This is a genomic window from Sphingobacteruim zhuxiongii (assembly GCF_009557615.1).
In the GTDB taxonomy this organism is placed as follows: domain Bacteria; phylum Bacteroidota; class Bacteroidia; order Sphingobacteriales; family Sphingobacteriaceae; genus Sphingobacterium; species Sphingobacterium zhuxiongii.
Map to the genome: position 1 here is coordinate 1,951,206 of NZ_CP045652.1, position 12,501 is coordinate 1,963,706.

General features: G+C 42.0%; 7 protein-coding genes. 4 read left to right on the forward strand and 3 right to left on the reverse strand.

Translation table 11 applies throughout. The features are described from left to right. Positions 1-13: 13 nt before the first annotated feature. Entirely contained in the window at positions 14-1,855 is a 1,842-nt protein-coding gene (locus tag GFH32_RS08400; protein ID WP_153511092.1) for a RagB/SusD family nutrient uptake outer membrane protein, read from the forward strand. 11 nt (positions 1,856-1,866) lie between these two features. Next, complete coding sequence (locus GFH32_RS08405) at positions 1,867-3,120, forward strand: glucuronyl esterase domain-containing protein (protein WP_153511094.1); 1,254 nt, start codon at positions 1,867-1,869, stop codon at positions 3,118-3,120. Between the two features lie 367 nt (positions 3,121-3,487). On the opposite strand, the gene GFH32_RS08410 is transcribed toward GFH32_RS08405, so the two are convergent. Next, positions 3,488-5,566: an alpha/beta hydrolase family protein gene (locus GFH32_RS08410; protein ID WP_153511096.1), complete on the reverse strand. Its 2,079-nt coding sequence runs from the start codon at positions 5,564-5,566 to the stop codon at positions 3,488-3,490. A 207-nt stretch (positions 5,567-5,773) separates the two neighbouring features. Here GFH32_RS08410 and GFH32_RS08415 point away from each other — a divergent pair, with 207 nt between their 5' ends. Both GFH32_RS08415 and GFH32_RS08420 read left to right on the forward strand, forming a co-directional pair. Further along, complete coding sequence (locus tag GFH32_RS08415; protein WP_153511099.1) at positions 5,774-8,848, forward strand: SusC/RagA family TonB-linked outer membrane protein; 3,075 nt, start codon at positions 5,774-5,776, stop codon at positions 8,846-8,848. 11 nt (positions 8,849-8,859) lie between these two features. Continuing rightward, positions 8,860-10,545, forward strand: coding sequence for a RagB/SusD family nutrient uptake outer membrane protein (locus tag GFH32_RS08420; protein WP_153511101.1), 1,686 nt, complete (start codon positions 8,860-8,862; stop codon positions 10,543-10,545). Between the two features lie 34 nt (positions 10,546-10,579). Here the strand turns inward: GFH32_RS08420 and GFH32_RS08425 are convergent, their stop codons facing one another. Both GFH32_RS08425 and GFH32_RS08430 read right to left on the reverse strand, forming a co-directional pair. Then, the gene (locus GFH32_RS08425; protein WP_153511103.1) at positions 10,580-11,551 is read right to left on the reverse strand and encodes a helix-turn-helix transcriptional regulator; all 972 of its coding nucleotides are present in this window, start codon (positions 11,549-11,551) and stop codon (positions 10,580-10,582) included. Positions 11,552-11,569: 18 nt separating this feature from the next. Continuing rightward, positions 11,570-12,412 carry an MBL fold metallo-hydrolase gene (locus GFH32_RS08430; RefSeq protein ID WP_153511105.1) on the reverse strand — a complete coding sequence of 281 codons (843 nt, stop codon included), beginning with the start codon at positions 12,410-12,412 and terminating at the stop codon, positions 11,570-11,572. Between the last annotated feature and the right edge of the window lie 89 nt (positions 12,413-12,501).

The following is a 12,501-nucleotide window of genomic DNA, read 5'->3' on the forward strand; positions in this document are numbered from 1 at the left end:
TAATGCTATTCTTATGAAAAGTTTTCATATCTCTATAATTACTGCCTTAGCGATTGTTTCGCTAGCTTCCAGTTGTAAGAAATCATGGCTCGATCCAAAGCCATTATCCTTTTATACCCCCGAAAACACCTTTGATAATGAGGGTGGCTTTGATGCTGCGCTTGCCGCTTGCGAGCATATTATGCGCTCTGAATTTATGGGCGATGGGATGCCACAGTTAACGGAAATGATCCTTTCGGATATTGCTGTTGAAGGCACGACCGATAAGGCAGGACCACAAATGGACCTAGACATCAGTCTACTACCAGATGCAAATCTGAACAATATGGATTTCACCCGTGTTGGTTGGTATTGGGAGAATGCCTATAAAGCTATTCAATATGCCAATATCATTATTTCGAGGAGTGCAGGCTTGGAATTTAAAAACGAAGCCGAGAAAAATCGAATTCTTGGTCAAGCTTATTTTCATCGTGCTTATTGGTATTACAAACTAGTCCATCAATTTGGTGATGTACCTTATATCGATCAGGAAATCAACGAGCCTAGAACAGATTACTATTCGAATAGTCGATGGGATATCCTCGCGCGTTTAAAAACCGAATTGGAAACCGCCTACCAACATGTTCCGCAAACGACAGTACGTGGACGTGTCAACAAGGGTGCTGTAGGCACTTTGCTGGTAAAAATATACCTTTCCCTGGGTGAATTTCAAAAAGCAATTGATGTAGGTAAGCAAGTGGTGGCAACCCATCCTTTAATGAACAATCGATTTACCGTTAATCAGACAAAGCCGCGCACGAATTTAATGCACGATTTGCATAGCGTAGAGGCGAAGATTGATCTTAGTAATTCGGAAGGAATTTTATACATTATGTCTTATCCGAATGTTTTAGGTTCGATCCGCTCACAATTGGGTCGTCAGCTAATCCCGCGTATTGTAGGGGTGACGACGCCAGATGGCAAAACGGGGATTGCATTTGACAAGAGCGTTGAACCCGCATTGGAAATCAATAGCATCTATGGTCGTGGAATTGGTAGAGCACGCCTCAGCAACTATTATCAATATACGGTGTGGACAGCCAAAGAAAAAGACGATCTCCGTGGCGTGTATAATCGCGACAGTTGGGTTAGCCCGGCTGATTTAAAGTACAATGATCCGAACTTAAAGAAAAGCGGAAATGTATATTACGGGAAGAACCTAGTGAAGAACCCGGCTATGTCAGTGGAAGATTCCATCCGTAGCTGGTATCAGTGGCCTCATTTTAAGACCTTCGTTCCGGATCCTCTTTCGGGCGACTGGAATTGGGGTGGCGAAACGCCGATGTATATTTACCGTTCTGCTGAAGTTTACCTGTTGATTGCGGAGGCATACTACTGGATGAACAACCTAGGCGGCGCCGCGGAAATGCTCAATTTGGTGCGCAGTAGAGCTAAGGCAAGTCCCTTATTAGCCTCCGAAGTTAATATAGGTTCCATTGTCGATGAACGTGCTCGGGAGCTCTATTTTGAGGAAAACAGACATTTAGAACTTACTAGAATTGCATTTATTTACGCAAAAACAGGAAAAAGTTGTGAATATTTTGGCCGAACTTATAAATTAGAGACAATATCGGGACCTAGCGGTTCCTCGTATAATAAACAACCTGGTTATAATTTTTATTTTGACTGGGTGATGCAGAAGAATAATTTTTACAATAAAGGCGTTAAACATAGGTGGGCAGAATACAAGATGAGTAATCACCACATCCTATGGCCAGTGCCGGCAGCGGCAATTAATGCCAATACCAAGGGAACCATCAATCAAAATATAGGATACCCAGGTGCTGCAAATAACATTAGTCCTAAACCACTTTAAACCATATTCCTATGAAATCATTAAAGTATGCGTTATTGTGCCTCTGTCTGTCGCCTTTTTTTGCGACCAGTCAGCAAGTGAATTATGATGAGTCCCTCGTCGGCAGCTATGAGCTCCCCGATGTACTCCGTTCAAATGATGGGACAAAAATAGATAACAAGCAGAAATGGGAGAAAATAAGACGCCCTGAGGTCTTAGAAACTTACAGCAGCTTAGTATATGGTCGCACGCCAACGGAGGAAATACCGGTCAGCTATGAGCTGCTGACCGAGAATAAACAGGCGTTGAATGGGTTTGCTACCATGCGTCAAGTGAAAATGACCTTCTCCAAGAATGGTAAAACGGTAAACGCACTTTTGTTGCTGATGCTTCCCAACCATGTTAAGAAAAAGATTCCCATGTTTGTCGGTTACAACTTCAAAGGCAACCATAGTACCATTGCAGATTCTAGTATTATCTACAGTGAGAACTTTAAATTGGTTCGCGAACCAGACCATTTAGATTGGATACGGGGCGTGCAAGCCAAGCGTTGGGATTATACCCAAATCATTAAACGTGGATATGGGGTTGCCACCATGTGTTACCATGATATATTCCCTGATAAGGATGGCTTCAAGGATTACAGCATTGCGGCTTTATTTTCAGACTACAGCTCGCGGCAGCAGGCAGGTGATAACTGGGAAGCAATAGGAGCATGGGCATGGGGATCCTCTCGTATTGTAGACTACCTCGAAACACTCCCTGAAATTGATAAGCGTCGCCTCGCCATTATTGGCCACTCCCGACAAGGGAAAGCCGCACTTTGGGCAGGCGCGCAGGATCCACGCTTCCACGTCGTGATCTCAAATGATTCTGGGGAAGGTGGAGCTGCTATTTCCCGCCGTAACTACGGCGAAACCCTCGCAATCGTCACCGGCATCAAACCCGCATGGTTCGCCAAGAACCTTAATGCGTACCACGGTAGAGAGAAAGAAATGCCATTCGATCAACATATGCTTGTCGCCTTGATGGCGCCCCGACCTGTGTATGTCGCCAGTGCAGAAGAAGACCGATGGGCAGACCCCAAAGGGGAGTACCTTTCCGCATACCACGCTGGACCTGTCTATGCGCTGTACAAGAAGAAAGGACTACCCAGCGAAACACCACCAGCCGTACATCAACCGATATACAACGATGTCGGATATCATATCCGAGCAGGAATTCACGATGTCAACTCCTATGACTGGTTTTGCTATCTGAATTTTTTCGATAAAATGGGGCGATGATAAAATAAAGTGGCCAAATATGAAATACTTGGCCACTTTATTTTATCATCAGTATTTAGATGTGTGGTGGCTAATGTATGTGTTAGTATTTAGTCATCTCCATAGATTTGAGTACTAGCCTAGCAGCAATGCTTACACAACCTTCTCTAACTACTAATTACTAAATTCTAATATCTTACACTTGGAGGTACCGTCTGTTCCTTTGGCTTGAGCTTATCGTTTCATGATTTGCTTAGCACAATGCTCCTGACGGTTATTGGATCAACGATTAGTTTCTTACTTAGTAAGCTGCTTAATCAACGATTTAGAAAGTAAAATTAAAGGCACCCGAGGGTGCCTTTTTCTACTGTTTATGCTAACATTGATTTTAATTGTTCAAAAGTACTTTGCTCTTCGATTTTTGCGCTGTTTTGTAGGTTTTAATTTTTGCGTTTTCCGCCTCAATATCCTTCGATGAAAATGTATCGCCAGCAATATCGCGGATACTGTGCATATGAATGTCGGCCTGCGCTAATGCGGCTGCTAACGTTAAATCGCCCCAGTTGATAATGCTAGGAATATGGATAGCCTGACTGTAATAGCTGTCTAACTTCGCTTTTCGAACAACATAACTAATCGGCGCATCGTAGGTGTCTACCTGATTTATTTGCTTATTGAGTGCGGACGCTAGAATGGCTGCAACACCGAGTTCTTTATGCGCCTGAATGTCGATGGATTGCGCCGCAAGTTCCTGTTTTGTGAAATTTGCTAAATGTGCAATTTCTTCAGTCCATAGCCCCATCATACTGCGTCCCAACCAATGTTGGGATCGTGAAAGGGTATGCAATTTTGGGAGCCCGTTATCAAATTTCTGACCTACACTTGAGGAGTTGATTCCGAGGCCTGTCAAATCTGCAAGTAGGATCCCATAGCCCGCATCTCTGTATTTGCGGACTATATCGTTTAACTCCTTTTTGCTAAGTTCAGCGGCAAATATAAGTTTGAATTTTGTCGATTTGGCGGGATTGCTCACCAGTGTATTTAACTCGTGCCCATTGGCTAGGGAGATATCGTATTTGCTCCAGGTATCATTGATTTCTGTTTTACTGTTTTTATAGGCCTTCTGTTCCAGAGCATCAATTTGTAAATGCTGCTGCAGAACTTGAAGATGCTGATCACGATTGATTTTCTTAAGATCTATATTTCTAAGTAACGTTGCGGCAGTTTGTTGGCAGTAGGTCTCCGTGGTTAATACCTCAGGAACCCTTTTTCCCTTTTCAAATACCTGTAAGGTTTCTTGGCTCAGGGTCGATAGATTCGGGTAATTGCCAGCCGTTGCTGCAGTTTTGTTGAGTAGATTTTCATTAAACCAGCTAATCATTGCTCTACGTTGATCCGCCCAGTAACCATGGGTGGTGTTAAATAGCTGATAAGAGAGGTTAGATTCAGCATTATGGAGCTTGTAGATTTGATTGGCAGTTCTATAGGATCTGAACATTTCACTTGGGAAAAACGCTTTGTTGCTATCGTGAAGCGCGTTGAATAGGCTTAATTTTCGCGGCGCCACTAACCCTAGTATTTCAGATTCCTCTAGGAAGGTGAGTCCGTCGGGAAGCAATTCGCAGATGCAATTTGCATTCATGACATAGGACTCGAATGTTCCGACAGACACAACAGGAATGGCAGCTTTGATACGATCGTCGACTGCTGAAATCCACATCGTTTGATTTCCACCGCCACTGGCACCTGTTGCGGCAATCAAATTTTTGTCGACATAATTCAACGAGGAGAGCAAATCTATGGCTCGGATGTTATCGGTAATCTGCATCCCCATCAATGTCTCCCCAACATCGAGTAGGTGTCCCCCCATATGGGAGCCGTGGTACTCAAAGTTTAGATGTTCAGTGCTTCGTTCGCCGGCACCCCAAGGATCGACAAGTAGAGCGACATAACCGTTTTTCGCAAGGTCTTGTCCTAAGAGTTGATAATTGTCATAAAACTTGCCGTTCCTAGAATGTCCCATCATTACGAGGACTGCCGGAAATGGACCATTTCCTTCTGGAACGTATAGATTCGCAGTTGTGAAGGTACTAGGGCGGGTTTGGAAAGTAATATTCTTGAGCGTAAATCCTTTAAAATCTTGTGCCTTGTGTTCGGTATAAACTAAGGGAAGATCAGGAAATCGCTTATAGTTTGTTTTTTTTTGTATAAACTGATGGATTGCGGCTTTTCGATTTTGCCACTGCGTTAGATTTTGAGGGGCGATAAATTTTTTGAATTGTCTCGCTGCTTCTAGTGTGAGGCTATTAGATAAAACATCATAGTCGGATTCGTTGATGATCTTTGGGATGCTATCGTTGTTCTTTGACATATGGTTAAGGTTAGCAAATGTGTGAAAGGAACTCGCCATTAGGATGGCGGATGCACCAAACAGAAATAAGGAAGATGACTTCAAAAATGCGCTCATAATCTATCGGTTGTTAGGTAAGTAAACTGGTGATTTACAATACAAGTTTATCGAATTTATTGGGATAAATAAAAAAAATCGTCGGCAACGATTGCGTTAAAAAATAGAACATGTATAGTCAAGTTGTTGCGGTTTAATATTTAATATTGTATAACCTAGGTGCTCGATCACAGACACTTACACTAAATCGCCAATAAATCAAAAATTATGAGAAAAATCAGTTTAGTACTTATTGTACCAATTTTGGCATTCTCATCCCAATCGATTGCTAATAGCCATTTCTTATTCGGATCTGGAATTTCCAGTTCTGTGCTTTGGACTCAACAAAGCGTTCAAGGAAGGGTCGTTGCATCGGATACAGATGAACCCTTAGTTGGTGTAACGGTTTCCTTGAAAGGTAAACAAGGAAGCACGATTACAAATTCTGAAGGACATTTTACGATTGCTGCAAATCGGGGAGATGTGCTTGTATTTTCCATGTTAAATTTCGCGAAGTTTGAACTGCCCGTTGGTGCGGAAAGCGTCGATCTTCGGATTGCTTTGGAGCGCTCAAGCGAAGGACTGGATGAGGTTGTTGTTGTGGGGTATGGTGTCCAAAAGAAAGCCACATTGACCGGCTCTGTTGCTTCTGTGCAGGGAGATGTATTAAAACGAAGCCCTGCAGTCAGTGTGACGAATTCTCTTTCCGGTTTAATGCCTGGATTGATTGCACTAAACCGATCTGGAGAGCCCGGCGCTGATGTTTCATCCCTATTGATTCGTGGTGTAAACACCACTGGAACTACCAGTCCGCTCGTGGTAGTGGATGGTATTCAGAATCCTTCAGGCTGGCAGCGAATCAATCAGAACGATATTGAGTCAATCAATATTTTAAAAGACGCATCTGCCGCCATCTACGGTGCTCAGGCTGCTAATGGGGTTATCTTAATTACAACAAAGCGCGGGAAATCGGGAAAACCGGTTATTAATTATTCGATGAATATTGGCATGGGCCAGCCAACACGAACACCGAAGTTAGCAAGTTCTGCAGTGTTTGCAGACTATGTGAATGATTTGTTGATTCAAAGCGGACAGGATCCGCGGTATACCGATGCGGAGATTGAAAAATTCCGTCTTGGTAACGATCCGAATTATCCGAATATCAATTGGTATGATGAGGTGCTAAAGAATATATCTACTCAGCAGATACATAACCTCAATTTGCGAGGCGGTAGTGAGAAGGTCCGATATTCGATTTCTGGTTCCTACAGTAATCAAAATAGTATTTTTAAGAAGGGTATTCATGACTATGATGGCTTTACTGTGCGATCCAATATTGATGCGGATGTCACGAAAGACTTTACAGTATCTGTTGATTTGAATTCGGTCTATAATAATCGTGTTCGTCCCGGTACAGTAGATCCTTGGTATTGGCTGAATGGATTGCCAATGGTTCCTGTTTATTATGAAAATGGATTACCTTCTGCCGGGATAGAGAATGGATATAATCCTTCAGTTATGGCAAGTGACGCTGCAGGAAAGAATAGTATAGTTGATAAGAATTATAATATTAAAGGAGGCTTTAATTGGAAAATCCCCAAGGTCGAAGGCTTAGAACTCAATGGATATTTAGTTTATACAGATGGTTATGGTTTCAACAAGAATTGGCGGACACCATGGAAGGTCTATAATTATGATTCGACGAACGATACCTATATTCCGATGACTGGAGGCGCTATTGTGAGCCCTGATTTGAACATCCGTACAGACAAGAGCGACGGTATGTTTTATAATTTGAAGTTAAGCTACCACCGAACTTTTAAAGACCATTTCATTAGCGCATTTGTTGCTGGCGAGCAATCCAGCTCGAAGTCCAATTATCAAAGGAGTTTTCGCAGGAACTTCTTGTCAACAGCCATTGATGAGTTGTTTGCTGGAGATCCGGCAACACAAGAGTCTGACGGGATGTCTTATGACTTCGGCAGGCAGAGTGTATTCGGCCGCCTGAGTTATAACTACAAGGAGAAATACCTCGTGGATATGAATGCTCGATTTGATGGCTCATATGCCTTTGCGCCGAAGAAACGTTTTGGGTTTTTTCCAGGGATCTCAGTGGCATGGGTCGCTTCAAAGGATCTTTTTCCGGAGTCCACTGTAGTTAATGATTTAAAAATTAGAGGATCTGTTGGGCAGCTGGGTAACGATCAGATAAATCCCTATCAATATCTAGCTTCATATAATTTAGGACTTCAATATGGTTATCATTTTGGACAAACACCAAAGTCAAGTTTAGGTTCTATTCCGAATGTGACACCTAACCCAGATATAACTTGGGAGGTCGCTACTATTTCTAATATTGGTTTGGATGCCTCTTTCCTAAATAGAACATTTGAATTGACCTTTGATGTGTTCAAGCAAAACAGATCCAATATCCTCGCATTACGAGATTTAGAAATCCCTGCCTATACCTCACTATCACTACCGACAGAAAATATTGGAGAGGTAGAAAATAGGGGAATTGAGACAGGGTTGAAATACAATCGCTTGGCGGCTGGAGATTTTAAATTTAGTCTAGGAGGTAATTTTGGTTATTCGAAGAATAAGGTGATCAGTTTGAGTGAGGCGAGTAATGTACCAGACTATCAAAAGGCGGAAGGGAAGCTTGTGGGTGCCGAGCTGTATTATCAGGCTATAGGTGTTATCCGTACGGAGGAGCAGCTCAATGGTTCGCCTATATTTCCGGGTTCGAAAGTTGGGGATTTACAATATCAGGATATCAATGGTAATGGGGTTATTGATGCTGGAGATCGGATGCGTATGGATCGTTCTAATATACCTCAGATTACTTTTGGTTTGAATGCTCATTTTCAATATCGGAACTTTTCCTTATTTATGAATTTTGCAGGTCAAGCAAAGGCATGGCAATACTATCATCAAAATGCTAGAATTGGGGTGAATGGTCTGGAAGATCTTATCGTCAATCGCTGGCGTCCAGGTAGCATGGATTCCAAATATCCGCGTGTTCCTACTTTAACGAGCCCTGGGGAGCCAAGTGCACTGGTGAGTACCTTCTGGTTACAGAACGCATCCTTCTTGCGCTTGAAGACTTTAGAACTTGGATATGATTTAGATCCAAATTTGATTAGCCAGTTGAAGTTGAGTAGCGCTCGTGTTTTTGTGAATGGGAATAACCTATTTACATTATCGGAGATCAAGTGGTATGACCCTGAGGGTACTTCCGACCGCGGTACCTTCTATCCACAAAGCAAGGTGTTTAATATAGGTTTGAGTGTTGCCTTTTAAGAATTTACGTTATGAAAAGATATATATTATCAAATACTAGAAAATGGTTAATCGTTGTGTTTAGCTGTTTTTCGCTGGTTTCCTGTGATATGGATGTACTGGATACTGTACCCAGTGATCGCTTTAGTGAGGATGCCATTTGGGATGATCCAGCCTTGATTGAAACTTTTGTGTCGAGTACCTATCGATCAATCCCTAATGGATTTCGTTATAGTTTTTATAATCTATCGGTGATGGTTGATGAGTTGAATGCAAGAAATAATGCATGGCTTTATGCCTATTGGGGTGGCAACCTGACGGCAGACAATTTAGGCATTGCTAATTATTGGAGTGCGGTAGCTACTGGAACGAATACAAATCAGAACTACTGGACAACAATTAATCGTACGAATATTTTCTTTCAAAATATCGAACGTGAACGCAGTAAAGAATTAGCGCCTGAGACTCGCGATCGTATGATTGGTGAAATGAAAGTCATTCGTGCGAAGAGTTATTTTGAATTGATTAGTTTGTTTGGCGGAGTTCCCTTAATTACGAAGCCTTTTAACTTGAAAGATGATTTCAAACTTAAACGCAATACGTATAACGAGGTAATGGTTTTTCTGTTGAAGGAAGTGGAAGAAGCTATTAACTTACTTCCTATGGAATATGACGCTGCAAATAAGGGCAGAATTAGCAAGGGAGCTGCGATGGCTTTGAAGTCTCGTGCGATGTTATATCGTGCTAGCCCACTAAATAATCCGCAGAACGACCGATCCTTGTGGGAGGCTGCTGCAAATGCCGCAAAAGATGTGATCGATTTGAAGAAGTATCGTCTATTTCCAGATTATCGTACCTATTTTCTGGAAGAGAATATCTACAATTCGGAATCGATTTGGCAGCGCCCTTTCAACCAGTTAATCAGTCCAGAGGCTGTTTATTTAGAGCTTGCTTCATATCCTAATGGATATAATGGATTTGGTCAGATACATCCTTTGCAGAACTTGGTAGATGATTTTGAAACGACGCGAGGGCTAATGCCAGAGAATGACCCATTGTTTAGTGATCAAGATCCGTATAAGGATCGAGATCCTCGATTCTATGCGACGATACTACATGATGGTATGGTTTGGAAAGGTCGGGAAGTAGAGACTTTTTTACCGGGAGGGAAGGATTCCAACGAAGGGCCAATTTCTCCTTGGAATGCATCGGAAACTGGCTATTATCCGAGAAAGTTTGTCAATGAGCGGATCAATAATCCGAGTTCATCGAATATGTCACAAACGCCGTGGACGTTCTTTCGCTATGCGGAGATTTTACTAAACTTCGCAGAGGCGAACTATTTCTTGGGGAATGAACAAATTGCACGCGATTATTTAAATATGGTTCGTAGTCGAGAGAGTGTAAATCAACCAAATATTCCCGCTAGTACATCCGGATCGGCTTTATTTGATCGCATCGTTAATGAGCGTCGTGTGGAGTTAGTTTTTGAAATGCATCGTTGGTATGATCTTCGACGATGGAAGATTGCTCCAAAAGTGTTGAATACAGACTTTTTGCGCATGGATATTCGCAAGAATATAACATCAGGCGTGAAAACCTATAAGAAAGTGGTTTGGAAAAAGGCGGTATTTACTGATAAGGATTATTTATTGCCGATTCCTCAAGATGAGATCGACAAGAACGAGCTATTAACGCAGAATCCAGGATATAATTAGGAGATAAATGGAGAGGCAATATATTTATTGCCTCTTATTTATTTGTGTTTTCAATAGCCTGTTCGAGGATGTTTTTCAGGTTTTGTTTGAGCTCTGCTGGTTCAAGAATGGTGACAAAATCTGCGAACATCATCATCCATCGTGGGAATTCAATTGCTATATCTTTGCTTTGAAAAGTCATCTCGACTTGATCATCGATTATTCTTTCGGATTCAAAGCCGTAATGTTTTCGCTCCCATTTTAAGTGGTTGGCGACTTTCTTCCCCATAATAAGTTTGACAGTCGTTTTTGGTCGTTCGGTGTTTTTATGACTTTTTAAATATGCGGCAATAGAGATGTGCTCCTTACTAAAGTTGTTTTCCGTAAGTCCGGCTTCAAGTATTCTGTCACTTCGAAATTGGCGAAAGTCTTGTCGAATTAAGCAATAAGCTACTATATACCAAAATCCACCTTCATGATAGATACCGATGGGTTCAAGCGTACGCTCTTTTCCCTCTTCATCATTAATACCTTGGTATTTGACAAAGAGTTGTTTCTTGTGGGAGATGCTTTCTAAGGTGCTGCTCAGTGCATGGGGTACCTGCTCAAGAAAGGGAGGCATGGACTGTTGCTGCATAATAATCTGATTTTCTACTGTAGATAACAAGTCCTTATCGTGCGATTTTAGGATAGCCTTGATCTTCAATAGGGCGGAGCTATACTGTTTTGCACTTTCTTTATCTAAGAATTTTTGTGTTAACTTCTCGGTAGCGACAAAAGATAGGGCCTCTTCTTTACTGAAACTTATCGGCGGTAGTTTATAGCCCTCCATGATGGAATAGCCTGTGCCAGCCTCTCCAATTAATGGTACACCAGCTTGCTCTAAACTCTTAATATCGCGATAGATAGTTCTTAGGCTGACATCAAATCGATCCGCCAGTTCTTGCGCTCGTACAACGCGTTTCGACTGCAATTGGATCAGGATATCGACGATGCGATCGAAACGTTTCTTAAGGTCTACAGACATAATAAGTTGACAAAAGCGTTATCCAAGATCGGCTAATTTAAAGGTGTCCTTTACACGTATTCCTTTTTCCGTATGTTGCAGGGTACAGCATTCGTGTACCGAATCATGTTCTAAGAACAGAATGTATTCCTTATCGACAATTTCTTGCCAATATGATTTTCGTTCATCCATCGTTACCAATGGGCGAACATCGTAACTCATAACATAGGCTAGGGGGATATGCCCTACAGAGGGCAGTAAATCGGCCATATAAAGTAAGGTCTTGTCTTTGTATGTTATTTGCGGTAACATCATGGCTTCTGTATGTCCATAAGCAAAGCGCATCTGGATTTCCGTATCGTATTGGGGCTGCTCTTCGGAGATGAAATGGAGCTGTCCCGATTCTTGAATCGGAAGTATGTTTTCTTTCAAAAATGAAGCTTTCTCTCTAGGATTAGGATCTACTGTTGCCCAACGCCAATGCTTCTCATTTGACCAAAAGCGCGCATTTTTAAAGGCAGGTACAAGCTTTTCACCTTCGCGAAGAATTGCTCCTCCACAATGGTCAAAGTGTAAATGTGTTAAAATAACATCGGTAATATCATCGCGATGGAAGCCATATTTTGCCAAAGAGTTGTCGATGGTGTCGTCTCCATGAAGGAAATAGTGTCCGAAGAATTTTGCGTCTTGTTTATCGCCCAATGCGGTGTCAACTAAAGTTAGGCGTTTACCATCTTCAATCAAAAGCAGACGGGTAGCCCATGTACATAGGTTATTGCTGTCTGCAGGATTTGTCTTTTGCCAAATGGATTTTGGTACGACGCCAAACATTGCGCCGCCATCTAGTTTGAAAAATCCCGTATCAATGCTATATAATTTCATTCTTCCCCAATTTGATTAATGTTTCTATAAAATTGCTGTTTTCATTGATGGAAAGCAAACTGCCAGGCGATTGTTTTTTATAATGCTTG

What these genes read in the sequence shown, in the direction of transcription:
- GFH32_RS08425 (WP_153511103.1), bottom strand. Translation starts at nt 11,551, where the DNA reads ATGTCTGTAGACCTTAAGAAACGTTTCGATCGCATCGTCGATATCCTG.
- GFH32_RS08430 (WP_153511105.1), bottom strand. Translation starts at nt 12,412, where the DNA reads ATGAAATTATATAGCATTGATACGGGATTTTTCAAACTAGATGGCGGC.
- GFH32_RS08405 (WP_153511094.1), top strand. Translation starts at nt 1,867, where the DNA reads ATGAAATCATTAAAGTATGCGTTATTGTGCCTCTGTCTGTCGCCTTTT.
- GFH32_RS08420 (WP_153511101.1), top strand. Translation starts at nt 8,860, where the DNA reads ATGAAAAGATATATATTATCAAATACTAGAAAATGGTTAATCGTTGTG.
- GFH32_RS08415 (WP_153511099.1), top strand. Translation starts at nt 5,774, where the DNA reads ATGAGAAAAATCAGTTTAGTACTTATTGTACCAATTTTGGCATTCTCA.
- GFH32_RS08410 (WP_153511096.1), bottom strand. Translation starts at nt 5,566, where the DNA reads ATGAGCGCATTTTTGAAGTCATCTTCCTTATTTCTGTTTGGTGCATCC.
- GFH32_RS08400 (WP_153511092.1), top strand. Translation starts at nt 14, where the DNA reads ATGAAAAGTTTTCATATCTCTATAATTACTGCCTTAGCGATTGTTTCG.